Source organism: Pseudomonas sp. 10-1B (assembly GCF_000935045.1).
Lineage (GTDB): Bacteria > Pseudomonadota > Gammaproteobacteria > Pseudomonadales > Pseudomonadaceae > Aquipseudomonas.
The window spans coordinates 54,259-78,167 of record NZ_JYKS01000024.1 but is presented as its reverse complement, the minus strand read 5'-3'; the positions used below and the strand labels follow the sequence as shown (position 1 = coordinate 78,167).

Below are 23,909 nucleotides of genomic sequence, written 5' to 3'. Positions count from 1 at the left end.
AAGCACCATCGCACTGGAGAAACACGATGATTCAACGGACCCTACCCGCTTTCCTGCTCGCCCTGGGCCTGGGCGCCCTCGCGGGCTGCGCATCGCCCACCGTCATTACCCTGAACGATGGTCGCGAAATCCAGGCCACCGACACACCGTCGTATGATGAAGACTCCGGCTTCTACGAATTCGAGCAACTGGACGGCAAGCGCACACGCCTGAACAAGGACCAGATCCGCACCGTCAAAGAGCTCTGATCGGGACCTCCGATTTTGCAAACGCCCTTTTAACAACAAGGGCTTGCGTGCAAAAACGGGATGCAGTAGGATTTGCTCCATCGGAGTGTAGCGCAGCCAGGTAGCGCGTCTCGTTCGGGACGAGAAGGCCGCAGGTTCGAATCCTGTCTCTCCGACCAAATCCTGATCAAAAAAAGCCCGCTATATAGCGGGCTTTTTGTTGTGCCTGGAAAAATATCGCAGGCCTGATAGGCGGCCTATGGGTGCAACTGTCTTACTATTGCCTGGACTGGCCTCATCGCCGGCAAGCCAGCTCCCACCTCGACGGCATAGGCCTCAAGCCCTGTGCAGTACCTGTGGGAGCTGGCTTGCCGGCGATGAGGCCGGCCCAGGCAATACAAGACAGTTGCTCCCATGGTTTGAAGCCCTATGCGGTCCTTGTGGGAGCAGCGTGGTCCGTGTCAGGCGCTCAGGCGGGAGGTGACTTCGCCCAGTTGCCCCGACAACCCATGCAGGCGCTGCCCCGCCTGCTCGGTATGCTGTACCGCCTGCTGATTGGCCGTGGCGATGCGGGTGATTTCGATCAGGTTGCGCGAGATGTCCTCGGCCACGCTGGTCTGCTCTTCGGCTGCCGTGGCGATCTGCCGATTCATGTCGCGGATCGCCTCCACCGCCAGGGTAATGCGCTGCAGCATCTGCCCCGCCTGCTGCACCTGTTCGGCGCCCTCTTCACTGCGCTGCTGGCCGCTTTCGATGGCCTTGACCGCTTCCACCGCTCCCGACTGCACCGCTTCGATGATCTGGTGGATCTCGGCGATCGACGCCGCTGTGCGCTGGGCCAGGCTACGCACCTCATCGGCCACCACCGCAAAACCACGCCCGGCCTCGCCGGCGCGGGCCGCTTCGATAGCCGCGTTGAGCGCCAGCAAGTTGGTCTGCTCGGCAATGCCACGGATCACTTCGAGGACCTTGCCAATCCGTGTGCTGTCATGTTCCAGCTCACGAATCACCACCGCCGTGCTGGCGATTTCGCGGTTGACCACGCCGATGATGTCGATGGTCTGCTGCATCACCTGCTCGCCCGCCTGGGCGCTATGGTCGGCATCGTCCGCCGCACGAGCGGCCTCGGCGGCGTGGCGGGCAACTTCCTGGGCAGTGGCCGACATTTCGTGCATGGCCGTGGCCACCTGGTCGGTACGCTGGAACTGGTCATGGGTGCCGCTGGCCATGTCGCCGGCGATACTGCGCAACTGGCCGCTGGCACCTTCCAGCTCCTGGGCATTGTCCTTGAGACGGCCGACGGTGTCGGCGAGGAAGTCGCGCAAGGTGTTGGCTGCCCGTGCCAGGCGCCCCAGTTCGTCCTCCCGGCGGCTGTCCACCCGGGCGGCAAAGCGGCCCTGGCTGAGCTGCGCGACATACTCGATCAACTGGCGGATCGGTTCGACCAGGCTGCGGTTGACCAGCCACAGGCTGAGCAGCCCTACCAGCACCGCCGAGCCCAGCATAACCAACAGGCCCAGCCATACCGTGCGCTCGGCGCTGGCGTTGAGGCTGACGGCGCGCTGGCGGGCATCGGCGCGCAGTTGCTCGACCAGTTCGCTCATCTGCTCGCTGGCGGCGCGGTCCACGCCCTTGACCGCCAGGTCGCCGGCAACCGGGTCGCCACCAGCGGCGATGAAGGCCTGGCGGCCCTGGGCATAGGCCTGGCCCAGCTGGCGGTGGCTATCACGCAGTTGCTGCAGCGGCGCTTTGAGCCTAGCGTCGCTGCTGTCGATCAGTTGCCCGAGCAGTTGCTGCACCTGCTGCTCGCGGGCCTGGAACTGCTGCCAGTACTTGTCCATCTCCGCCGGCTGGCGCCCGCGCAGCAACACGTTCTTCCATTCCTGCACCTGGATCTTGAACTGCAGGTTGGCTTCGTCGATCAATTGCGAAGTCCGCAGCGGCCCGTCGACCAGCTCGGCATAGCCACGCACGCTGGACGAGAGAAACTGGAAACACACCAGGGCGATCAACAACATCGTCACCAGGCTGCTACCGAGCAGGAAGAGAATTTGCATTCTGAGGGATTTACGCACCATCTTGGATCTCGGGAACCAGGGGAAAGGCTGAGGGCCGCGATGCAGCCCCCGTTACTGGCAGGCCAAAAAAAAGCTGCCATCAAGCAATGGCAGCCAGGTCGAGCACTTACGCAACAGTTGAGCTAGATACTCTCAGGCAATTACTACAAAAATGTTACAACCCCGCGACAAGCTAGCCGCTGCTGAACTGCAAGGCCGCCAGCCGTGCATACAGCGGGCTTTCCTCGATCAACTGGCGATGGCTGCCCACCGCCACCAGTCGGCCCTTGTCGATTACCGCAATACGGTCGGCATGCTGCACCGTGGCCAAGCGATGGGCGATCACCAACGTGGTACGCCCGGCCATCAGGCTGGGCAGCGCCTGCTGGATCAGGTGCTCGCTCTGCGCATCGAGGGCACTGGTGGCTTCGTCCAGCAACAGGATGGGCGCATCGACCAGCAACGCACGGGCAATGGCCAGGCGTTGCCGCTGCCCGCCGGACAGGCCAATGCCGCCCTCGCCCAATGGCGTCTGGTAACCCTGCGGCAACTGCCGGATAAATTCGTCGGCATGGGCACCGCGGGCCGCCGCCTCTACTTCGGCCAACGTCGCTTCGGGTCGACCATAGCGAATGTTGGCCTCGACCGTGCCGCGAAACAGCGAGGGGTTTTGCGCCACCAGGGCGAACTGCTGGCGCAACTGGTCGGGGTCGAGTTCGGTAAGCGCCTGGCCATCGAGCAGGATGCGCCCTTGCTGGGGGTCGTAAAACCGCAGCAACAAGTCGAACAGGGTCGACTTGCCCGCCCCCGAGGGGCCCACCAGGGCCACGGTCTGCCCTGGCTCGATGGCCAGGCTCAGGCCATCGATGGCCGCCACCGAGGGACGTGACGGGTAGGCAAATACCAACTGTTGCAGCTCGATACGCCCGGTAGCCCGCTGCTGCGGCAGTGCCTGCACCACGGCAGGCGGCAGGATCGCACTGCGCGCCGCCAACAGCTCGGCAATGCGCTCGGCTGCGCCTGCCGCACGCTGCAGCTCGCCGATCACCTCGCTGAGGGTGCCAAAGGCGCTGCCGACGATCAGGCTGTAGAACACGAAAGCGGCCAGCTCGCCCGCGGAAATACGCCCGGCGATCACGTCCATGCCACCAACCCACAGCATCACCCCCACCGCACCCAGCACCAGCACGATCACCAAGGTGATCAGCCAGGCACGCTGGGCAATTCGCTGCCGGGCCACGCTAAACGCCGCTTCGACCGTACCGGCGAACAGTTCGCGGTCATGCGCCTGGTGGTTGTAGGCCTGCACGGTCTTGATCTGCCCCAGGGTCTCGGCCACGTAGCTGCCCACATCGGCGACCCGGTCCTGGCTCTGCCGCGACAGGCTGCGCACCCGGCGGCCAAATAGCAGGATGGGCGCCAGCACCAACGGCAGGGCCACCACCACGATGCTGGTGAGCTTGGGGTTGGTGATGAACAGCAACACCACCCCGCCAATGACCATCAGGACGTTGCGCAGGAACATCGACAGCGATGAACCGATCACCGACTGCAGCAAGGTGGTATCGGCGGTCAGCCGCGACTGGATCTCGGAACTACGGTTGTCTTCGAAGAACCCCGGATGCAGGCTGATCAGGTGGTCGAACACGGCACGGCGGATATCGGCCACACAGCGCTCGCCAATCCACGACACCAGGTAGAAACGGCTGAAGGTGCCCACCGCCAGGGCCAGCACCAGCACCAGGAACAGCCCGATGGTCTGGTTGAGCTGATGCGCGGAGCGGGTCATGAAACCCTGGTCCACCAGCAGGCGGATGCCCTGGCCCATGGACAAGGTGATGGCGGCGGTGACCACCAGGGCCAGCAAGGCCAGCAGCACCTGGCGACGGTACGGACGAACGAACTGCCAACCCAGGCGCAAGGCGCGGCGTTGGCGAGGGGAAACCGATTCGGGCATGGCGGCGACCAAAATGGCGGGGAAGCCGCAGACTACCACTCATCCAGGCCCGGGGAACCCTTGCAGGTCGCTATAGCCTATCGATCTAAGCAGGCTCTGGAGCTTTACCAGCGTTTCTGCTGGACTGTTCCTGCCGTGGCACCGCAGGCCCTGTCACAGGCCAGTCACGGCGCAGGGTTAGCCTGAGCTTGAACCTGATGAGGAGACAATACATGAGCTTGCAGCATGGCAGCGACAACCAGAAGCCCCAGACCACCCCACAAGCGCAGGTGTGCGGTTCGGTCATCGATGCCAAGGGGCGCGAAGTACCGATCACCGAGCAGATGATCCAGCAGGCCTGCAAGACACTGGAAGAAAGCCGGGACGAGCGCGTGCGCAAGGGTTGATCGGCGAATTTCTTGCAACCCGGCGCTTGCGCCGGTTTTTTATTGGGAGCAACTGTTTGTATTGCCTGGGCTGGCCTCATCGCCGGCAAGCCAGCTCCCACCTCGACCGCATGGGCCTCAAGACCTGTGCAGTACCTGTGTGTGGCTTGCCGGCGATGAGGCCAGTCCAGGCAATAAAAGACAGTGCTCCCACAGGTAACGCGCAGATCTAAAGCTTTGCGCAATCCCTGTGGGAGCTGGCTTGCCGGCGATGCTGTCAGACCAACACCCCACCCAAGGCACTGACCAGCTGCGCCAACTGCGGCGACTCCCCGCGCAAGCGCACCGCCAGCCCTTCGATCTCACGCCGTGGCGGGTACTGCTTGCGCAACTGGTCGAACGCCGCCCGCTGCTGCTGCGGGTCGTCGCTCAGGCTGCGGCGAAAATCGGCATCGTCCCGGCGCGGGTCGTACACGGCGCGGCACAGGGTCGCCAATGCCCAGGCCGGGTCGCTGCTGGCATCCAGTTCGATCTGCGCCAGCGGCGGCCTGGGTAGCAGGTCGGCCAGTTGCACCTGTTCATCCACACCCAGGAAGCGGCACAACGCCTGGTAGATCTGCGCAGTGCCACGCTGGCGGCCATCGAGGCTGTAGCCGGCAATGTGTGGCGAAGCCAGCGTGCACAGGTCGGCCAACGTCAGGTCGACCTGCGGCTCGCCCTCCCACACATCGAGCACCGCATGCACGTCTTCACGGTCCAGCAACAGCTCGCGCAGGGCCGCGTTGTCCACCACCGGGCCACGGCTGGCATTGACCAGCCAGGCACCCGGGCGCAGTTGCGCCAGTTGCGCCTGGCCCAACAGGTGCCAGGTCGGGTGCTCGCCGCCGCGCTGCAATGGGGTATGCAGGCTGATCACATCGCATTGCTGCAGGATGGTCTCGAGGCTGACGTAGTCGCCGCCCTCGGCGGCCTGGCGCAGCGGGTCGCACACCAGCACCTTCCAGCCCAGACCATGCAGCACTCGCACCAGGCGCCCCCCCACCTCACCCGCGCCCACCACGCCGTACACGCGTTCAGGCAGTGCCACGCCGTCCAGCTCGGCCAGGGTCAGCAGGCTACCCAGCACGTAATCCACCACGCCGCGGGCATTGCAGCCCGGCGCACTGCTCCAGCGAATGCCGGCTTCGGCAAAGTAGTCCAGGTCCAGGTGGTCGGTGCCGATGGTGCAGGTACCGACAAAACGCACACGGCTGCCTTCGAGCAACTGGCGGTCGACCTTGGTCACCGAGCGCACCAGCAGTATGTCGGCGTCCTTGACGCTTGCCGCATCGAGGCTTCGGCCCGGGTAGCGGCGGATTTCGCCAAAACCCTGGAAGAAGGCATCGAGCAGCGGGATGTTCTCGTCGGCAACTATCAGCATGGCGCTCTCCTGTCTGGGGAACGCAGTGTAGGCGCAACGCCGGGCGTGTTCCAGAGCGGTTCAGTCGGCTTTCTTGCGGATCCAGTACAGGAAGGTACCGGCGTGCTCCTGCTGCTGCAGCAATTCGTGGCCGAGGAAGTTGCAGAATTTTGGGATGTCGCGGCGGGTCGAGGGGTCGGTGGCGATGACCTTGAGCAGGCCGCCAGCGGCCAGGTCACGCACGTGCTGGTGCAGCATCATCACAGGTTCCGGGCAGTTCAGGCCGGTGGCGTCGAGGATGGCGTCGGGGGTGAAATCGGTCATGGGGGGCTCCGCAAATGATGGTCATTGTCGCGCATAGCGCGACGCCGTCCAAGCACCGCTTGCAAGCCCACCGCTGCCGCTACCGCTCTTGATCTTGATCTTGATCTGGCTTTTGATCTTGATCTTGATCTTGATCTTGATCTTCGCGACTTCAGGAGGCCGAACGCAGGTCTTGCGGAGGGAGGTGACGGGCATGGATGCCCGTCAAGCGCTGAGGCCCCATGGATGGGGCCTGCAGCGCGTACTCCCGGGAGCGAGGCCGGAGTGAGGGAACCCCGGAGCGCAGCGCAGGGGCCGGATGATGGGAGCGCAGCGTTTTTTGGTTACTTTTTGTCGCGTTTGACAAAAAGTGACTCGCCGTAAGGCGAAAAGGTGAGTATGCGTCGCCATCGCAAACGGACTGTTCGCCGTTTCAATACCGCCGCATAAGCTCTTGCTCTTGCTCTGAGGGCGTGGGCCTTAACACAGTGTAAACATTCGTTCGCGATGGTGGCGCCAAGTCACCTTTCCGCCCTTCCGGCGGGTTACTTTGGTCTTGGCCAAAGTAACCAAAGCCGCCCGCTCCCATCATCCGGCCCCTACGCTGCGCTCCGGGGTCCCCTCGCTACGGGCATGCTCCCGGGAGTACGCGCTGCAGGCCCCATCCATGGGGCCTCAGCGCTTGACGGGCATCCATGCCCGTCACCTCCCTCCGCATGCCCTTCGCTCGGCCTCCTGAAGTCGCAATCTGCGGCGCCTGAACTATCGCGCGCTTAGAAGCAAAAGCAAAAGCGGAAGCGGAAGCGGAAGCAAATCGATAGCTTCGCTCGCGCTCGTCAGCGCGCTTTCAGATCCAGCCGGCGCAGATGGCAGGTCACTTCCTCACGGTCGTGATACAGCTGCTTGCAGGCAATCGATACCTTGATCTTGCGCGCCTTGAACGTCGCCTCCATGCGGTCGAGCAGCCGCCGCACTTCGGCGTAGCGTTGCTTCATCGGCAACTTCAGGTTGACCACCGCCTCGCGGCACAACCCCTCGCCCAGCCAGGTTTCGATCAACGAAGTGGTGCGCGCCGGCTTCTCGACGATGTCGCACACCATCCAGTCCACCGGCTGCTTCGGCTGCCAGGTAAAACCATCGGCCATCAGGTGCTGAACCAGCCCGGTATCCATCAGGCTCTCGGCCATCGGCCCGTTATCGATGGCAGTCACCAGCATGCCGCGACGCACCAGCTGGTAAGTCCAGCCGCCCGGCGAGGCGCCCAGGTCGACGCCGGTCATGTCATCACCCAGGCGCTGCTCCCACTGCTCACGCGGGATGAACTGATGCCAGGCTTCTTCCAGCTTGAGGGTCGAACGGCTAGGTGCCTCGCGGGGGAACTTCAAACGCGGGATGCCCATCGGCCACAACGCGCTGTTGTTGGCCGGGGCAACGCCGGCGAATACCCGTCGGCCGCTGATGAAGGTGAGCAACAGCCGTGGGCGGCTGGCGTCGTCGACCAGGCGACCGGCCTTTTCCAGGGCCTTGCGCAGCGGTACTTCGAACTTGCGACAAAAGGTGGACAATTCCTTGCCTTCGTTGCTGTCCAGCACTTCCAGCCACAAGCTGCCGAACACCGGGAAGTCGGCCAGATGCTCCAACAGCACGCTGATACGATCGCTCTCCGGCAGTTCCACATAACCGCCACGGGCCCACTGCCGTGGGAAAATTAGCTCGCTGAAACGCAGGCCCCCCATCAGCCGCTCGGCACCGCCCTCCTCAGTACAGACAAACTCGGCGCTGGCGCTTTGCGGCTTGCCTTTGGCATAGCCGGCAATGCCCAGGCGGGCGGCATGTTCGCTGATTTCGGCGCAAACCTCGCCCTCGAAACCGGGCCGGCAATGCATGAACAGGGTATTCATCTTTCACTCCACTACGGCTGGCGCGCCACAGGCGCCGGCAGGGCGGCGATGATAAAGGAAGATCGGAACCTGCGACACACCCCGCCGGTCCAGAAAAGGGTCAGGTGGCGCAAACCGGTCTAACCTGACCATTCAGCCAGGTCCGTGCCGTGCGGACCGATACACAACGGTGCCACCGGCAACCCCTGAGTCGTTGCCGGGCACCGGCGCAGAAGGAGTTGGCAATGCCCTCGCTCGATAGCCTGAACACCCTCAAACCCCTGAAGGTCGGCAACCAGACCTACCACTACTTCAGCCTCACCGAGGCCGCCCGCCAACTGGGCGACCTGCAGCGCCTGCCCATGTCGCTGAAGGTGCTGCTGGAAAACCTGCTGCGCTGGGAGGACGGCAAGACCGTCACCGGCGACGACCTGCGCGCCCTCGCCCAATGGCTGGGCGAACGCCGTTCCGACCGGGAGATCCAGTACCGCCCGGCGCGGGTGCTGATGCAGGACTTCACCGGCGTGCCGGCCGTGGTCGACCTGGCCGCCATGCGCGCGGCCATGGCCAAGGCCGGTGGCGATCCGCAGCGGATCAACCCGCTGTCACCAGTGGACCTGGTGATCGACCACTCGGTGATGGTCGACCGCTACGGCACGCCGCAGGCCTTCGGCCAGAACGTCGACATCGAGATGCAACGCAATGGCGAGCGCTACGCCTTCCTGCGCTGGGGCCAGAGCGCCTTCGACAACTTCCGCGTGGTACCACCGGGCACCGGCATCTGCCACCAGGTCAACCTGGAATACCTGGGCCGCACGGTGTGGACCCGTGAAGCCGATGGCCGTACCTACGCCTTCCCCGACACCTTGGTCGGCACCGACTCGCATACCACCATGATCAACGGCCTGGGCGTGCTCGGCTGGGGTGTCGGTGGCATCGAGGCCGAGGCGGCCATGCTCGGCCAGCCGGTGTCGATGCTGATCCCCGAAGTGATCGGCTTCAAGCTCACCGGCAAGCTGCGCGAAGGCATCACCGCCACCGACCTGGTGCTGACCGTGACGCAGATGCTGCGCAAGAAAGGCGTGGTGGGCAAGTTCGTCGAGTTCTATGGCGACGGCCTGGCTGAACTGCCGTTGGCCGACCGCGCGACCATCGCCAACATGGCCCCGGAATACGGTGCCACCTGCGGTTTCTTCCCGGTCGACCAGGTGACCCTGGACTACCTGCGCCTATCGGGCCGCCCCGAGGCGACGGTGCAACTGGTCGAGCAGTACTGCAAAGCCCAGGGCCTGTGGCGCCTGCCGGGCCAGGAGCCGCTGTTCAGCGACGCCCTGGCGCTGGACATGAACGAGGTCGAGGCCAGCCTGGCAGGGCCCAAGCGGCCGCAGGACCGCGTGGCGCTGGGCCAGGTCAGCCAGGCCTTCGACCACTTCATCGAACTGCAACCCAAGCCGTTGGCCAGGGAAGTTGGCCGCCTGGAAAGCGAAGGTGGCGGCGGCGTGGCGGTAGGCAACACCGACCAGGCCGGCGAGATCGACTACAGCCATCAAGGCCAGACCCACACTCTGCGCGATGGCGCCGTGGTGATTGCCGCGATCACCTCATGCACCAACACCTCCAACCCCAGTGTGATGATGGCAGCCGGGCTGGTGGCGAAAAAAGCCCTGGAAAAAGGCCTGCAACGCAAACCCTGGGTCAAGAGCTCGCTGGCACCGGGCTCCAAGGTGGTCACCGACTACTTCAAGGCGGCTGGGCTCACCCCCTATCTGGACCAACTGGGTTTCGACCTGGTCGGCTATGGCTGCACCACCTGCATCGGTAACTCCGGCCCGCTGGATGAAGCCATCGAGAAAGCCATTGGCAGCGCCGACCTCACCGTGGCCTCGGTGCTGTCGGGCAACCGCAACTTCGAAGGCCGCGTGCACCCGCTGGTCAAGACCAACTGGCTGGCTTCGCCGCCGCTGGTGGTGGCCTACGCCTTGGCCGGCAGCGTGCGCCTGGACCTGACCCGCGACCCGCTGGGTACCGGCAAGGACGGCCAACCGGTGTACCTGCGTGACATCTGGCCCAGCCAGCAGGAAATCGCCGCTGCCGTGGCCAAGGTCGACACGGCGATGTTCCACAAGGAATACGCCGAAGTGTTCGCCGGCGATGCACAATGGCAAGCGATCGAGGTGCCACAGGCGGCCACCTATGTGTGGCAGGCCGACTCCACCTATATCCAGCATCCACCGTTCTTCGACGACATCGGCGGGCCGCCACCACAGATCGTCGACATCCAGGGCGCGCGGATCCTGGCGCTGCTGGGCGACTCGGTAACCACCGACCACATCTCCCCGGCCGGCAACATCAAGGCCGACAGCCCCGCCGGGCGCTACCTGCGCGAACAGGGTGTGGAACCACGCGACTTCAACTCCTACGGCTCGCGGCGTGGCAATCATGAAGTGATGATGCGCGGCACTTTCGCCAACATCCGTATCCGCAACGAAATGCTCGCAGGCGAGGAAGGCGGCAATACCTTGTACGTGCCCACTGGCGAGAAGCTGTCGATCTACGACGCGGCCATGCGCTACCAGCAGGAAGGTACCCCGCTGGTGGTGATCGCCGGCCAGGAATACGGCACCGGCTCAAGCCGCGACTGGGCAGCCAAGGGCACCAACCTGCTGGGGACCAAGGCAGTGCTGGCGGAGAGTTTCGAACGTATTCACCGCTCCAATCTGGTGGGTATGGGCGTGCTGCCGTTGCAGTTCAAGGCCGGGCACAACCGCAAGCAACTGGGGTTGACCGGCAAGGAGCGGATAGATGTGCAGGGCTTGAACGGCGCGCAGATCCGCCCGGGCATGAGCCTGCCGTTGCGCATCACCCGCGAGGATGGGCAGCAGGAACAGATCGAGGTGTTGTGCCGGATCGACACTTTGAATGAGGTGGAGTACTTCAAGGCGGGGGGGATTCTGCATTATGTGTTGCGTCAGCTGATTGCTGGTTGAAACGGGTAGATCCGGCTGGAGATTTGCCCTGCTCTTGAGATCGAGCGCCGCCCGCGTGGCGCTCGATGCTGGCTCTCGGCCCGCCGATCAGTCATCATTCGACTCATCCGTCATTAAACAGCAGTAAAAACGCAATAATGACGCCAACTGGCTTGAACTTGCTCGCTGACTACTCCAAATCGAGTAATGGCTCATTGCCACAGATCAAGCATATTAAATATCCATTCAATAAAACCAGTGGCTTGCCGATACCTATCGAAAGCCCTGCGGACTATCAACCCATGCGTAACAACCAGCCGATTACCCAGCGAGAACGGACTTTCCCTGCCCAGCAGCGGTTGATCTCCACCACCAATGCCAAAGGGGTGATCACCTACTGCAACGATGCCTTCATCGAAATCAGCGGTTTCACCCGCGAGGAGCTGACTGGCGCGCCGCACAACCTGGTACGCCACCCCGACGTACCGCCTGCTGTGTTTGCCCACATGTGGCAAACCCTCAAGCAGGGCCAGCCGTGGATGGGCATCGTCAAGAACCGCTGCAAGTCCGGCGACCACTACTGGGTCAACGCCTATGTCACGCCAGTTTTCGACAACAACCAGGTAGTCGGCTTCGAGTCGGTGCGGGTCAAGCCCAGCGCCGAGCAGATACGCCGCGCCGAGGCGTTGTACCAGCGCATCAACCAGGGCAAACCGCCGGTACCGCGCCGGGACAAGTGGCTGCCGGTGCTGCAAGACTGGCTGCCGTTCATCCTGATCAGCCAGGTGGGCTTCCTGATCGGCAACTGGCTTGGCCATTCCTGGGGCTTCGCCCTGGCCGCCGGGCTTTCCGTACCCCTCGGCCTGCTCGGCCTGAGCTGGCAGCAGCGCGGCCTCAAGCGCCTGCTGCGCCTGGCCGAGCAGACCACCTCCGACCCGCTGATCGCGCAGATGTTCACCGATAGCCGCGGCGTGCAGGCGCGCCTGGAAATGGCCATGCTCAGCCAGGACGCACGCATGAAAACCTGCCTGACCCGCCTGCAGGACAGCGCCGAACACCTCAGCGAACAGGCGCGCCAGTCCGACGCCCTGGCGCACAAGAGTTCCTCGGGGCTGGAGCGCCAGCGGGTAGAAACCGAGCAGGTCGCTGCCGCGGTCAACCAGATGGCCGCCACCACCCAGGAAGTGGCCAACCACGTGCAGCGCACAGCCGACGCAACCCAGGAAGCCAACCGCCTGACCAGCCAGGGCCGGCAGATTGCCGGGGAAACCCGCGAGGCCATTGAGCGCCTGTCGGCGGCGGTGGGCGAGACCGGCCAGACGGTCACGCAGTTGGCCAAGGACAGTGACGAGATTGGCGGCGTGGTGGACGTGATCAAGGGCATTGCCGACCAGACCAACCTGTTGGCGCTGAACGCAGCCATCGAAGCGGCGCGTGCTGGTGAGATGGGCCGTGGCTTTGCCGTGGTGGCTGACGAAGTACGCCAGTTGGCCCAACGCACCGCCGAGTCCACCGGGCAGATCCATGGCCTGATCGCCAAGCTGCAACAAACCGCCAGCAATGCCGTGCTGACCATGGAAACCGGCCACCGCCAGGCGCAGGAAGGCGTCGACCGCGTGATGCAGGCCGACGAGGCACTGGTGGGGATCAGCGAAGCGGTGGCCAACATTACCGACATGGCCACCCAGATTGCCGCGGCGACCGAGGAACAGACTGCGGTGGCCGACGAGATCAGCCGTAATATCAGCACCATCGCCGAGCTGGCCGACCAGACCGCCGAACAGGCCCAGCACTCGGCACTGCTCAGCGAAGAACTGACCAGCACGGCGGGAAGCCAGTACTCGCTGGTGGAGCGGTTCAACCGCTAAGGCCTGGCACACACTTTCCCTGTGGGAGCACCTGTCTTGTATTGCCTGGACTGGCCTCATCGCCGGCAAGCCAGCTCCCACAGGTACGGTGCTGGCTTCGAGTTAACGCTGTGCCGTGGGAGCGGCCTTGTGTCGCGATAGGGCTGCGCAGCAGCCCCAGCGATACCAGCGGCCCCACAAGGACTGTAAAAGCCCGACTACCTGCGTTACCAGTCCAGGCAAAGACGGCTCTCGAAATAGCGCTCTTCGCCGCTCAACGGGTCCTTGAAACGCAAGCTCTGCGCCAGCAATTTCAACGGCCGCTGATAGTCATCCTCTTCCTTGAGCAACTGCGGATAGAACGGGTCATTGCAGATCCCTGCCCCCAAGGCCGCCATGTGCACACGCAACTGATGGGTCTTGCCGGTTACCGGTGACAACCCGTAGCGCCACAGCTCACCGTTCTTCTCCAGCACTTCGGCCAGGGTTTCGCTGTTGTCCTCCCCTGCCACCTCATGCATGCGGAAAAACGGCTCGCCATGCACCAGGCGGCTTTTGTGCACCAGCGGAAAGTCATGCTGCGGCATGGCTGCGGCAATGGCCTGGTAACGCTTGTCGATACGCCGCTCGGGGAACAGGCGCTGGTAGGCACTGCGGGTGTGCGGGTTGGCGGAGAACAGCACAAGCCCGGCGGTATGCCGGTCGATGCGGTGCAACGGCACCAGATGTGGATTGCCCAGGCGGCGGATCAGGCGGCGCAGCAAGGTCTGCTCGACATATTCACCGGTCGGCGTGACCGGCAGGAAATGCGGCTTGTCGGCCACCACCAGGTGCTCATCCACATGCAGCACTGCCTCCTGCACTGGGATCGGCCGTTCGTTCGGCACTTCGCGGAAGTAGTGCAAACGCATGCCACGCTTGTAAGGCAACCCGGCCGAAACCGCGCGCCCCTCGGCATCCAGCACCCGGCCACGGGCAAAGCGGTCGAGCCACTGGGCCCGGCCGATGGCCTTGAAATGGTCACACAGGCAATCAAGCACCGTCGCCCAGTTACCGGGTGGCAGGCACACCGTACTGGCTTGCTGGCGGGCGGGGTCGAAAGGCGCGGTCATGGCAAGGCTCGAAACATTCACGGCCGTGCATTATCCCCCAAGCCCGCGCCCTCAACCAGCCTGGCTCATCGCCTCGCTGCGCTCCTTCAGCCAGCGCAGCACCTGCACAGGCTCCCAGCGGCCTGGGTCGTAGAGGGCATACAGCAAACCCTGGTAGCCCACCACATCCAGCCCGCGATGGTAGCCGGCACGCTGGAACAAGGCTTCGATCTCGGCGAAACAGGTATTGAAGTGGACCTTGCCGAACGGCGTACGGTCTTCGGTCACCAGGCCCTCGAGGCGCAGTTCCAGAACGGCGTCAGCCACCCGCTCGACGGGCATGCGATTGACGCTGTACTTGAGTTGCTCGACGTTGAGCATGGATTCACCTCGATACTGTATTTATGTACAGCATACGAACATCCCCTTGCCGCCGTCAATGCGCTTCATTGCAGCCCCGGCAGGTAGCCGGTGCCTTTGCGGATGGTCAGCACCTGCCGCCGAGGCGCGCCGTGCGTCACGGACAGGTGCACCCAGCTGTCGAACTCCAGGATAAGTTGATCGAAGGGCACGGCACTTTCGCTGATCCGGCGCACGGTTTCACGCGGGCAGACTTCGATCACCGTGAAGTCTGCCGCCAACCCTTGAACATGCTGGCTATTAGAGACGCCGCCAATCAACCGATTGACCTTCTCACTGCGATAACCGCTGCTGACGATAATTGGCACGTCGAACAGTGCACGCACCTGTTCGAGCGCACAACACAGCAATTGCAGGTTGGCCCGGGCTTCGGGGGGCGGTGTGTTATCGAAGCCGTCCCTGGCGGCGAGCTGGGAAACGGTCATTTCATCGAACGTGAAATGTGGCGTGATCAACATGGCGAGGTATCCCGATGATGGAGAAGGAGACCGGCAGCAGTGCACCGGCACCTGATCATCAGCGCGCATCACTCGCCATGGAGCAGGGTTGAAACTCCTCTGATGCCATCATTGCCCAAGGAACGCCACCACCTGCTCGGCATCGAACGGCCAGTGCAGCTCGGCGCCATTGTCGCAGCGTCGCAGTACCGGAATGATCAGGCCATAACGCTCGAACAAGGGCTCGCTCTCGGCGATATCGACCAGTTCCACCAGCAGGCCATGATCGACGAAGGGCATCAGCACCGCCTCGGCCACTTCGCACAGGTGGCAGCCGAGGGTGCCGAACAGTTGGCATTCAGGCAGCATGGGGCAAGTCCCGGTTTGGCAGAGAGAAAAGCCTATTCTAGGTCCGTCCTGCCTTCCGTGCACCTGACCTGGCTCAATCCTGGCTGGTGGCGCCGATACGGTGCAGCGACAGGTCCGCGCCCTGGAACTCCTGCTCATGGCTCAAGCGCAGGCCATGCAACGCTCGAATCGCACCGTAGACGGCAAAGCCGCCAGCCAATGCCACCAGCACACCCATCAGGCTGCCCAGCAACTGGCTGACCAGGCTGACGCCACCCATGCCGCCCAGGGCCGCCTGACCGAACACGCCGCAGGCAATGCCACCCCATACCCCACACAGACCATGCAGTGGCCATACACCCAGCACGTCATCGATCTTCCAGCGGTTCTGCGCGGCGGTGAAGGTCCAGACGAACAACGCACCCGCCACCAAGCCAGTGGCCAGCGCGCCAATCGGGTGCATCAGGTCGGAACCGGCGCAAATGGCCACCAGCCCGGCCAACGGCCCGTTATGCAGGAAGCCCGGGTCGTTACGCCCGGCCAGCAAGGCTGACAGGGTGCCACCGACCATGGCCATCAGCGAGTTGATCGCCACCAGGCCGCTGACGCCCTGCAGGGTCTGCGCACTCATGACGTTGAAACCGAACCAGCCGATGATCAGGATCCACGACCCCAGCGCCAGGAAGGGAATGCTCGACGGCGCAAACGCCACCAGCCGGCCATCGCGGTAACGCCCGCGACGCGCGCCCAGCAACAGTACCGCCGCCAGTGCCAGCCAGCCACCCATGGCATGCACCACCACCGAGCCGGCGAAGTCATGGAACGGCGCGCCGAAACGTGCCTGCAACCAGGCCTGCAGGCCCAGGTTGCCGTTCCACACCACGCCCTCGAAGAACGGGTAGATGAACGCCACGATCAACGCCGTGGCACACAACTGCGGCACGAAGCGCGCCCGCTCGGCAATGCCCCCGGAGACGATCGCAGGGATCGCCGCGGCGAAGGTCAGCAGGAAGAAACACTTGACCAGCGCGTAGCCATGGTCGGCAGCCAGCTCCGCCGCTGGCTGGAAGAAATTGACCCCGTAGGCGATCCAGTAGCCGATGAAGAAGTACACCAGCGCCGAGATGGCGAAATCGCTGAGGATCTTCGACAAGGCGTTGACCTGGTTCTTGTGGCGCACCGTGCCCACTTCGAGAAAGGCGAAGCCGGCATGCATGGCCAGCACCAGGATGGCGCCCATGAGAATGAACAAGGTGTTGGAACCGTGGACCAGGGAGTCCATCGCGCTGTGCATGTTTTCCATGAAATAGGCAGACCTGCTGAAAAAGGCACCAGGACAGTTCAAGAACCTGCATCCTTGCACCGAATCGGTGCCAGCCCCCTGCCCTGTTTCGGTGAGCCGGGCGGAGCCTGCGTGGTTTTTTCTTGGGTTTGTCGTGGATTGGGTTAAGGTTTATCGGTACCCGCTGCGCTGGCGCCCCGAATCGGCGCAATGCCCAGCGGTGGCGCCCCGCAACGTGGCAAAGGCTTAGCAAGGCCCATACCAGCGTTGGCACTTGAACCTTCTGCGCGTGCTATCACTCGAACTACCAACACTCATCGACAGGGAGAGACCCATGGCCAGCAAATCGGCAAAGACTGCACAAGAGATATTGATGGCTGACTTCCAGGCCTTGGTCCGCGACACCGAGAAGCTGCTGGCCGACACTGCCAACCTGGCCGGCGACCAGGCGGACGAGTTGCGTGAGCAGATCCACGAGCGCCTGGCGCAGGCCCGCGAAACCTTGCAGCTGACCCAGGACTCGGTGCGCGAACGCGGCCAGGCAGCGTTGGGCGGCGCCGAGCAGTACGTGCAGGAGAATCCCTGGCAGGCGATCGGCATCGCGGCCGGCGTCGGGCTATTGATCGGCCTGCTGGCCAACCGGCGCTAAGGGGTTCCCATGGATAATGACGCCAACGGCGCCAGCGCTTCGGGCAAGCGCCTGGGCGCCGCCGCGCTGGGGCTGCTGCACAGCCATATCGAACTGTTCGGCATCGAATTGCAGGAGCAGAAGGGGCGCACCCTGAGCCTGCTGCTGTTCGCCGGCCTGGCCCTGGTGTTCGCCCTGCTGCTGCTGACGGCGCTGTCCGGGCTACTGCTAGTGCTGCTGTGGGACAGCTACCGCCTAGCCGGCATCATCGGCCTGTGCGTGTTCTACGGCATCGCCGCGTTGTACTGCGGGCTGCGTTTGAAGGCGGCGGTGTTCGACGAGTCGTCGCCCTTCGGCGCCACCCTCGAAGAACTCGCCAAGGACCGGGAGCGCCTGTTGCCATGAGCCTGCCAGAACTGCCAAACACGCGTAACCCGCGCGAACTGCGCAAGGCGCTGCTGCGCCTGCGCATGGAAATGCACCGCCAGGAAATCCGCCATGAGTCCGGGCAACTGCTGGAACCGCTGCGCCGCGTGCGTGGCATGGGCAGTTCGCTGCAGGGCGGGCTGGGGATCAAGTATGCACCGTTGTGGGGGATCGGCGCCGTGGTAGCGCTGGGCTTTCTCACCGGTAAAGGCGTGCGCAGCGGTAACCTGACGCGCCTGGTACGGTTGGGCACCAGCCTGCTGCCGCTGGTGCGCCTGTACCTGCAAGGCTCGCGCCGCCCCTGATATCTCTGTGGGAGCGGTGTCGACCTGCCCCTTGCGCAGATGCAGACGACACTGGAAGCTATACTCTTCGATCCACAGGAGACCGCGCCTTGGACTGGCACACCCTGCTCACCCGCGAACGCCTGGGCAAAGCCCTGTACAGCGCCGATGAACTCGGGCGCAGCCCTTTTCACAAGGACCACGACCGCATCATCTTCTCCGGCGCCTTCCGCCGCCTCGGGCGCAAGACCCAAGTGCACCCGGTTTCCAGCAACGACCATATCCACACGCGCCTGACCCACTCGCTGGAAGTCAGCTGCGTCGGCCGTTCGCTGGGCATGCGCGTCGGCGAAACCCTGCGCGACAGCCTCCCGGACTGGTGCGCTCCCAGCGACCTAGGGATGATCGTGCAATCAGCCTGCCTGGCCCACGACATTGGCAACCCGCCGTTCGGCCACTCCGGCGAAGATGCCATCCGCCACTGGTTCCAGCAGGCTGCCGGGCGTGGCTGGCTGGACGACATGAACGACGACGAGCGGGCCGACTTCCTCAACTTCGAAGGCAACGCCCAAGGCTTTCGCGTGCTCACCCAACTGGAGTACCACCAGTTCGACGGCGGTACCCGGCTGACCTACGCCACCCTCGGCACCTATCTGAAGTACCCCTGGAGCGCACGCCATGCCGACGCCCTGGGCTACAAGAAACACAAGTTCGGCAGTTACCAGAGCGAACTGCCCCTGCTCGAGCAGATCGCCCGCAAGCTCGGCCTGCCGCAACTGGAACATCAGCGCTGGGCGCGCCACCCGCTGGTCTACCTGATGGAAGCGGCGGATGACATCTGCTACGCGCTGATCGACCTGGAAGACGGGCTGGAAATGGAGTTGCTGCAATACGCCGAAGTCGAAGCACTGCTGCTCGACCTGGTCGGCGACGACCTGCCTGAAACCTACCGCCAGCTCGGCCCATGCGACTCCCGGCGGCGCAAGCTGGCGATACTGCGCGGCAAGGCCATCGAACACCTGACCAACGCCGCCGCCCGCGCCTTCGTCGAGCAGCAGCAGGCCTTGCTGGCCGGGCAACTGCCTGGCGACCTGGTCGAGCACATGCACGGCCCGGCCAAGCGCTGCGTGCTGCAGGCCAAGGACATGGCACGCAACAAGATCTTCCAGGACAAGCGCAAGACCCTGCACGAAATCGGCGCCTATACCACCCTGGAAATTCTGCTGAATACCTTCTGTGGCGCCGCCCTCGAACAGCACGGCGGGCGCACGCCATCGTTCAAGAGCCGCCGAGTGCTCGACCTGATCGGTAACAATGCCCCGGACCCGCACGGCTCGCTGCACAGCGCCTTCCTGCGCATGATCGACTTCATCGCCGGGATGACCGACAGCTATGCCAGCGAAATGGCCCGCGAAATGACTGGGCGCTCCAGCCCGACCTGAACCGCACCGGTGCAGGCTGGGCATAGCCCGGCGCTGCACCGGTCATTGCAGGAAACTTCCTACATATACAGGCGACAGACTAAACAGCACGAATAAAAACAAATGAAAATTTACCAAACACGCTTTGACATCGAGTTAAACACGCGCATTTCGTAGCCTGTTTTGTTTTCTCTTGTAAGCCGTTTCCCATATAGGGCTAATAGCCCTTCCTCGCACGCCTGACGACTTCCAACTGCGATAAGGTGCCACCCGTCATCCTCAATCGCCCGCAGGGAAGTTGAACATGCAATCCATATTTATTGTCGACGACCATCCCGTCATCCGCCTGGCCGTGCGTATGTTGCTGGAAAACCAGAACTACAAGATTGTCGGCGAATCGGACAACGGCGTGGACGCCATGCAGATGATTCGCGAGACCAACCCCGACCTGGTCATCCTCGACATCAGCATCCCAAAGCTAGACGGGCTGGAGGTGCTTGCCCGCTTTCAGGCCATGGCCCTGCCCTTGAAGGTTCTGGTATTGACCGCCCAGTCCCCCGCATTGTTTGCCACGCGCTGCATGCACTCGGGTGCTGCGGGCTACGTGTGCAAGCAGGAAGACCTGAGCGAACTACTCAGTGCAATCAAAGCCGTACTGGCCGGTTACAACTATTTCCCCAGCCAGGCAATAAAGCACAACCAGATCATAGATACCGACCTGCAACTTTTCCGCCAGGTGAATGACCGCGAACTGATGGTGCTGCAACTCTTCGCCCAAGGCCGAAGCAACAAGGAAATTGCCAAGGGCATGTTCCTCAGCAGCAAGACTGTCAGTACCTACAAGAAGCGCTTAATGCATAAGCTGCAGGTCGGCACGCTGGTCGACCTGATCGAAATGGCCAAACGCAACGCGCTGGTCTGAGGGTGGTCATGGCGCATCACATCACTCGCCTGCTGCTCGCCCTCCTTCTGTTCAGCGGCGTGGCACAGGCCCAGGAGGCCTCGTCCTATACGTTGCTGGCACGGTCAACGGCCAGGCCTGTCCAGCCAAAGCTCACCGCCGAGCAACGGCAATGGCTGGACAGCCGCCAGGAACTGGTGCTGGGTACCTCGGCACCGGACTACCCACCCTTCGACATCACCAGTGGCGGGCGCGACTACCAGGGCCTTACCGCCGAATACGCCAGCCTGCTCGGCAAGGCCCTGCAGTTGCCGGTGCGGGTGCTGCGTTTTTCCAGCCGGCAGGCGGCGGTAGAGGCGCTCAAGCACGGAGATATCGACCTGCTTGGCAGCGCCAACGGCTATGAGGCGACCAGCGGCGGCCTGGCGCTGTCGCACCCTTATGCCATCGACCAACCGGTGCTGGTAACGCGTGAAGACGAAAGCCGAGCGCTGGACATGGACCTCAGCGGCATGCGCCTGGGCATGCTCTACCACTACTTGCCCAAGCAAGAGGTGCACAGTGCCTACCCCAATGCCGATCTGCTGGCCTTCGGCTCTTCCAGCCAGGCCCTGAACGCCGTGGCTTTCGGCCAGGCCGACGTATTCATCGGCGACACCATCTCCACTCACTACCAACTCAACCGCGGCCACCTGCCACACCTGCGCATGGCCAATTTCGGCAAGCACGAAGCCATCGGCTTCGGTTTTGCCCTGCGCCAGCAGGACACACTGCTGATGGGGTTGGTCAACAGCATCCTGGACAGCCAGCCCCCGGCCATACGCGCCAGTATCTTCAAACGCTGGAGCGCCGGCAGCGACCTGCTGCTGACAGACCGCAAGCTGCAGCTGACGGATGCCGAGGAGCAATGGTTGCGGCATCACCCGGTGATGCGCGTGGCAGTCGACGACACAGCTGCACCGGTATCCTATTTCGATGGCTCGGGGCATTTTCGTGGCATCACCGCCGACCTGCTGGAGCTTATTCGTCTGCGCACCGGTTTGCGTTTCGAAGTACAGCGCGCCAGCGGCATCGCTGACATGATCGCCCGCCTCAAGGATGGTCGCGCAGATGTCATCGCGGCGTTGGCCATCGATGGGTTGGCCGAAGGCGACCTGCAAATCAGCCGCCCCTACCTGGAAAGCACCTATGTGCTGGTCAACCGCAAGGACAAGGGCGCATTGGACTCGCTGGAGCAGCTGCAGGGGCATCGCATCGCCATTACCCGCTACAGCGCCATGGACGCGATGCTGTCCCGGCATTATCCGCAGATAGGCTGGGTCGAGACCGAAAGCCCGTTCTATTCCATGGCGTTGCTCAACAGCGGCGCCGTCGATGCGGTGATCACCACCCTGATCGACGCCAATCATGCCCTGGCGGGCAACCCTGACCTGGTCATCCGCACCACAGTCGGCAGCGAACCCGCCAATTTCGCCATGGCCACCAGCGCCCCGTCACAAGCGCTGGTGTCGATCCTCGACAAGGCGCTGCTAAGCATCTCGCCGGAAGAACTGGGGGTGATCAATAACCGCTGGCGCGGCTACACCCTGCACGACGATGGCAATGGCCAGGGCTACCGCCGGCTGGCGGTGCAGGTAGTACTGGGCACTGCCGTGCTTCTGCTGCTGGCCTTGCTCTGGAACGCCCGCCTGCGCCTGCAGATTCGTCAACGCCAACGCGCCGAACGCGCCCTGAACGACCAACTGGCGTTCATGCGTGCCCTGCTCAACGGCACTCCCCACCCCATGTACGTGCGCGACCGCGAGGGCCGCCTGCAAAGCTGCAACTACAGCTACCTGGAAGCGGTGCAAGCCCGTTCCGAAGAGATCATTGGCAAGCAGCTGGAGGGCAGCCTGTTCGCCGATTGCGAGCAGGCCCGCCAGATCCAGGCCGATTACCTGAAGGTCATGGCCGAAGGTTCGCCGCTGATCATGGACCGGCCGCTGCGGATCAAGGGACGGGAACTGACCATCTACCACTGGATTCTCCCGTATCGCGATTCGCTGGGTGAAGTTCAGGGCATCACCGGCGGCTGGATCGACATCAGCGATCGCCGCCAACTGGTCATGGAATTGCGCCTGGCCAAGCAGCAGGCCGACGATGCCAACCGCGCCAAAAGCACATTCCTGGCCACCATCAGCCATGAAATCCGCACCCCGATGAATGCAGTGATCGGCATGCTCGAATTGGCAGTCAAGCGCGCCGACCAAGGCCAAGTGGACCGCTGCGCGCTGGAACTGGCCCACCATTCGGCCAAGGACCTGCTGGGCCTGATCGGCGATATCCTCGACATCGTGCGCATCGAGTCCGGGCACCTGACCCTGGCGCCAGAGGCGGTCGACCTGGCAGCGCTGATCGAATCGGTAGGGCGCATTTTCGAGGGCCAGGCGCGGCAGAAAGGCCTGGCCCTGGAGGTGATGATCGCGCCGGCCGCGCGCTGCCATGCACTGCTCGATCCTCTGCGTTTCAAACAGGTGCTGTCCAACCTGGTGAGCAACGCCATCAAGTTCACCGAGCATGGCCAAGTGCGCATCTGCGTCGACCTGGTGGAAGACGGCACCACCACCCCCGCCGTGCTGGAACTGGAAGTGCGCGACAGTGGCATCGGTATCCACGCCGACGACCTGCAACGCCTGTTCAACCCGTTCATCCAGGCCAACCCACATAGCCAGGGCGCCCGCGCGGGTACCGGGCTGGGCCTGGCCATCTGTCGCAACCTGTGCGAAATGATGGGCGGCAGCCTGAGCATCAAGAGCCTGGAGGATGTCGGCACCCAAGTGCGCCTGAAGATGCCACTGCAGCGGGTTGACGCCGCGGCGCAGGCGGCCCCGCTGATCGAGAACGTCGACGTGCCCGACCCACGGCTGAACGTGCTGGTGATCGACGACCACCCGGCCAACCTGCAACTGATGGCGCAGCAGCTTGGCTACCTGGGCCTGGAGCACGCCAGCGCCCGCGACGGCCGTGAAGGCCTGGCCACCTGGCGGGCGGGCGACTTCGACGTGCTGGTGCTCGACTGCAACATGCCGCACATGAATGGCTACCAACTGGCGACCGCAGTACGCACTGAAGAACGCCATGGCAAGCGGCCACGCTGCACCATTCTCGGCTACACCGCCAACGCGCAGCCAGAAGTACGCCGCAAGTGCCTGAGCGCCGGCATGGACGACTGCCTGCTCAAGCCTATCAGCCTGAGTACCCTCAGCCAGCGCCTGGCCGGCATCCATCCGCGCCGCCAGCAAAAACGCCGGCGCAAGCTGTACCACCTGGACGGCCTGGCCGCGGTGGTCGGGCATGACCCGAACGACCGCCAGCGCTTCCTGCATGCCTTGCAACAGAGCCTGCAGGCAGACCTGGCCACCTTGATGGCGCTGGATCCAGAGCACGATACCGGCGCAATCGCCGAGCAGGCCCACAAGGTCCTCAGCGCGGCACGCATGCTGGAAGCCCCCGACCTGATGGCGGCCTGCGAAGCCCTGGAGGCCAGCGGCTTGACGACAACTCGGTTGCGCCTGCGGCGCCAGGCACTGGCACGGCACATGTGCCGTGTAGAACGTGCCCTGGCCAAGGAACTGGCTACAGGGACCTGCACTCAGGCAGGCAGCCAGGCGTGTTAACTGGTAGACTGCGC

At 63.6% G+C, this 23,909-nt stretch carries 21 protein-coding genes, 1 tRNA gene and 1 pseudogene; 11 read left to right on the top strand and 12 right to left on the bottom strand.

The features are described 5' to 3' along the window. Window positions 1-26 precede the first annotated feature (26 nt). Both TZ03_RS15210 and TZ03_RS15205 read left to right on the top strand, forming a co-directional pair. Window positions 27-248, top strand: a complete 222-nt coding sequence (locus tag TZ03_RS15210) for a YgdI/YgdR family lipoprotein (RefSeq protein WP_051098830.1) — start codon at window positions 27-29, stop codon at window positions 246-248. 81 nt (window positions 249-329) lie between these two features. Beyond that, a tRNA-Pro gene (locus TZ03_RS15205) sits at window positions 330-406 on the top strand. 282 nt (window positions 407-688) lie between these two features. On the opposite strand, the gene TZ03_RS32010 is transcribed toward TZ03_RS15205, so the two are convergent. The 3 genes and pseudogenes from TZ03_RS32010 to TZ03_RS15195 all read right to left on the bottom strand — a co-directional run bounded on the left by TZ03_RS32010 (window position 689) and on the right by TZ03_RS15195 (window position 4,241). Beyond that, a complete protein-coding gene (locus TZ03_RS32010) occupies window positions 689-1,393 on the bottom strand; it encodes a methyl-accepting chemotaxis protein (RefSeq protein WP_414860312.1) in 705 nt (234 codons plus the stop codon). 228 nt (window positions 1,394-1,621) lie between these two features. After that, a pseudogene (locus TZ03_RS32005) lies at window positions 1,622-1,732 on the bottom strand (hypothetical protein); the annotation flags it as partial. A 745-nt stretch (window positions 1,733-2,477) separates the two neighbouring features. Next, window positions 2,478-4,241, bottom strand: a complete 1,764-nt coding sequence (locus TZ03_RS15195) for an ABC transporter transmembrane domain-containing protein (protein WP_051098886.1) — start codon at window positions 4,239-4,241, stop codon at window positions 2,478-2,480. A gap of 212 nt (window positions 4,242-4,453) precedes the next feature. Between TZ03_RS15195 and TZ03_RS31255 the strand changes: the two genes are divergently transcribed. After that, a complete protein-coding gene (locus tag TZ03_RS31255; protein WP_177328472.1) occupies window positions 4,454-4,627 on the top strand; it encodes a PA1571 family protein in 174 nt (57 codons plus the stop codon). 256 nt (window positions 4,628-4,883) lie between these two features. On the opposite strand, the gene pdxB is transcribed toward TZ03_RS31255, so the two are convergent. From pdxB to rlmM, 4 genes are all read right to left on the bottom strand, one after another. Then, a complete protein-coding gene (gene pdxB, locus TZ03_RS15190) occupies window positions 4,884-6,026 on the bottom strand; it encodes a 4-phosphoerythronate dehydrogenase PdxB (RefSeq protein ID WP_051098828.1) in 1,143 nt (380 codons plus the stop codon). A 60-nt stretch (window positions 6,027-6,086) separates the two neighbouring features. Then, window positions 6,087-6,329, bottom strand: a complete 243-nt coding sequence (gene tusA, locus TZ03_RS15185) for a sulfurtransferase TusA (protein WP_051098827.1) — start codon at window positions 6,327-6,329, stop codon at window positions 6,087-6,089. Window positions 6,330-6,350: 21 nt separating this feature from the next. Beyond that, on the bottom strand, window positions 6,351-6,524 hold the full coding sequence (locus TZ03_RS31250) for a hypothetical protein (RefSeq protein WP_177328471.1): 174 nt from the start codon (window positions 6,522-6,524) through the stop codon (window positions 6,351-6,353). 620 nt (window positions 6,525-7,144) lie between these two features. Then, a complete protein-coding gene (gene rlmM / locus TZ03_RS15180; protein ID WP_051098826.1) occupies window positions 7,145-8,209 on the bottom strand; it encodes a 23S rRNA (cytidine(2498)-2'-O)-methyltransferase RlmM in 1,065 nt (354 codons plus the stop codon). A 224-nt stretch (window positions 8,210-8,433) separates the two neighbouring features. On the opposite strand from rlmM, the gene acnA reads away from it, so the two are divergent. Both acnA and TZ03_RS15170 read left to right on the top strand, forming a co-directional pair. Next, window positions 8,434-11,175 carry an aconitate hydratase AcnA gene (gene acnA, locus TZ03_RS15175; protein ID WP_051098825.1) on the top strand — a complete coding sequence of 914 codons (2,742 nt, stop codon included), beginning with the start codon at window positions 8,434-8,436 and terminating at the stop codon, window positions 11,173-11,175. Window positions 11,176-11,456: 281 nt separating this feature from the next. Then, window positions 11,457-13,022, top strand: coding sequence for a methyl-accepting chemotaxis protein (locus tag TZ03_RS15170; RefSeq protein ID WP_051098824.1), 1,566 nt, complete (start codon window positions 11,457-11,459; stop codon window positions 13,020-13,022). Between the two features lie 206 nt (window positions 13,023-13,228). Here TZ03_RS15170 and TZ03_RS15165 read toward each other — a convergent pair whose 3' ends face one another. From TZ03_RS15165 to TZ03_RS15145, 5 genes are all read right to left on the bottom strand, one after another. After that, entirely contained in the window at window positions 13,229-14,113 is an 885-nt protein-coding gene (locus tag TZ03_RS15165) for a pseudouridine synthase (RefSeq protein ID WP_051098823.1), read from the bottom strand. A gap of 51 nt (window positions 14,114-14,164) precedes the next feature. After that, window positions 14,165-14,473, bottom strand: a complete 309-nt coding sequence (locus tag TZ03_RS15160; protein WP_051098822.1) for a hypothetical protein — start codon at window positions 14,471-14,473, stop codon at window positions 14,165-14,167. A 65-nt stretch (window positions 14,474-14,538) separates the two neighbouring features. Continuing rightward, window positions 14,539-14,970: a D-Ala-D-Ala carboxypeptidase family metallohydrolase gene (locus TZ03_RS15155; RefSeq protein WP_051098821.1), complete on the bottom strand. Its 432-nt coding sequence runs from the start codon at window positions 14,968-14,970 to the stop codon at window positions 14,539-14,541. 108 nt (window positions 14,971-15,078) lie between these two features. Next, window positions 15,079-15,318: a glutaredoxin family protein gene (locus tag TZ03_RS15150; RefSeq protein ID WP_051098820.1), complete on the bottom strand. Its 240-nt coding sequence runs from the start codon at window positions 15,316-15,318 to the stop codon at window positions 15,079-15,081. A gap of 73 nt (window positions 15,319-15,391) precedes the next feature. Beyond that, entirely contained in the window at window positions 15,392-16,600 is a 1,209-nt protein-coding gene (locus TZ03_RS15145; protein WP_051098819.1) for an ammonium transporter, read from the bottom strand. 313 nt (window positions 16,601-16,913) lie between these two features. On the opposite strand from TZ03_RS15145, the gene TZ03_RS15140 reads away from it, so the two are divergent. From TZ03_RS15140 to TZ03_RS15115, 6 genes are all read left to right on the top strand, one after another. Further along, window positions 16,914-17,228 (top strand): DUF883 family protein, encoded by a 315-nt coding sequence (locus TZ03_RS15140; protein WP_051098818.1) that lies wholly within the window; start codon window positions 16,914-16,916, stop codon window positions 17,226-17,228. Window positions 17,229-17,237: 9 nt separating this feature from the next. Continuing rightward, window positions 17,238-17,612, top strand: a complete 375-nt coding sequence (locus TZ03_RS15135; RefSeq protein WP_051098817.1) for a phage holin family protein — start codon at window positions 17,238-17,240, stop codon at window positions 17,610-17,612. Next, on the top strand, window positions 17,609-17,938 hold the full coding sequence (locus tag TZ03_RS15130; protein WP_051098816.1) for a hypothetical protein: 330 nt from the start codon (window positions 17,609-17,611) through the stop codon (window positions 17,936-17,938). Before TZ03_RS15135 ends, TZ03_RS15130 begins: the two co-directional genes overlap by 4 nt. A gap of 89 nt (window positions 17,939-18,027) precedes the next feature. Further along, window positions 18,028-19,359 (top strand): deoxyguanosinetriphosphate triphosphohydrolase, encoded by a 1,332-nt coding sequence (locus tag TZ03_RS15125; protein WP_051098815.1) that lies wholly within the window; start codon window positions 18,028-18,030, stop codon window positions 19,357-19,359. Window positions 19,360-19,642: 283 nt separating this feature from the next. Beyond that, window positions 19,643-20,260: a response regulator transcription factor gene (locus tag TZ03_RS15120; protein ID WP_051098814.1), complete on the top strand. Its 618-nt coding sequence runs from the start codon at window positions 19,643-19,645 to the stop codon at window positions 20,258-20,260. Between the two features lie 8 nt (window positions 20,261-20,268). Next, on the top strand, window positions 20,269-23,895 hold the full coding sequence (locus tag TZ03_RS15115) for an ATP-binding protein (protein WP_051098813.1): 3,627 nt from the start codon (window positions 20,269-20,271) through the stop codon (window positions 23,893-23,895). Window positions 23,896-23,909 lie beyond the last annotated feature (14 nt).

Bases quoted from the DNA above. Each gene is read 5' to 3' on its own strand.
- TZ03_RS15210 (WP_051098830.1), top strand. From the start codon at position 27: ATGATTCAACGGACCCTACCCGCTTTCCTGCTCGCCCTGGGCCTGGGC.
- TZ03_RS32010 (WP_414860312.1), bottom strand. From the start codon at position 1,393: ATGTCGGCCACTGCCCAGGAAGTTGCCCGCCACGCCGCCGAGGCCGCT.
- TZ03_RS15195 (WP_051098886.1), bottom strand. From the start codon at position 4,241: ATGCCCGAATCGGTTTCCCCTCGCCAACGCCGCGCCTTGCGCCTGGGT.
- TZ03_RS31255 (WP_177328472.1), top strand. From the start codon at position 4,454: ATGAGCTTGCAGCATGGCAGCGACAACCAGAAGCCCCAGACCACCCCA.
- pdxB (WP_051098828.1), bottom strand. From the start codon at position 6,026: ATGCTGATAGTTGCCGACGAGAACATCCCGCTGCTCGATGCCTTCTTC.
- tusA (WP_051098827.1), bottom strand. From the start codon at position 6,329: ATGACCGATTTCACCCCCGACGCCATCCTCGACGCCACCGGCCTGAAC.
- TZ03_RS31250 (WP_177328471.1), bottom strand. From the start codon at position 6,524: ATGCCCGTCACCTCCCTCCGCAAGACCTGCGTTCGGCCTCCTGAAGTC.
- rlmM (WP_051098826.1), bottom strand. From the start codon at position 8,209: ATGAATACCCTGTTCATGCATTGCCGGCCCGGTTTCGAGGGCGAGGTT.
- acnA (WP_051098825.1), top strand. From the start codon at position 8,434: ATGCCCTCGCTCGATAGCCTGAACACCCTCAAACCCCTGAAGGTCGGC.
- TZ03_RS15170 (WP_051098824.1), top strand. From the start codon at position 11,457: ATGCGTAACAACCAGCCGATTACCCAGCGAGAACGGACTTTCCCTGCC.
- TZ03_RS15165 (WP_051098823.1), bottom strand. From the start codon at position 14,113: ATGACCGCGCCTTTCGACCCCGCCCGCCAGCAAGCCAGTACGGTGTGC.
- TZ03_RS15160 (WP_051098822.1), bottom strand. From the start codon at position 14,473: ATGCTCAACGTCGAGCAACTCAAGTACAGCGTCAATCGCATGCCCGTC.
- TZ03_RS15155 (WP_051098821.1), bottom strand. From the start codon at position 14,970: ATGTTGATCACGCCACATTTCACGTTCGATGAAATGACCGTTTCCCAG.
- TZ03_RS15150 (WP_051098820.1), bottom strand. From the start codon at position 15,318: ATGCTGCCTGAATGCCAACTGTTCGGCACCCTCGGCTGCCACCTGTGC.
- TZ03_RS15145 (WP_051098819.1), bottom strand. From the start codon at position 16,600: ATGGAAAACATGCACAGCGCGATGGACTCCCTGGTCCACGGTTCCAAC.
- TZ03_RS15140 (WP_051098818.1), top strand. From the start codon at position 16,914: ATGGCCAGCAAATCGGCAAAGACTGCACAAGAGATATTGATGGCTGAC.
- TZ03_RS15135 (WP_051098817.1), top strand. From the start codon at position 17,238: ATGGATAATGACGCCAACGGCGCCAGCGCTTCGGGCAAGCGCCTGGGC.
- TZ03_RS15130 (WP_051098816.1), top strand. From the start codon at position 17,609: ATGAGCCTGCCAGAACTGCCAAACACGCGTAACCCGCGCGAACTGCGC.
- TZ03_RS15120 (WP_051098814.1), top strand. From the start codon at position 19,643: ATGCAATCCATATTTATTGTCGACGACCATCCCGTCATCCGCCTGGCC.
- TZ03_RS15115 (WP_051098813.1), top strand. From the start codon at position 20,269: ATGGCGCATCACATCACTCGCCTGCTGCTCGCCCTCCTTCTGTTCAGC.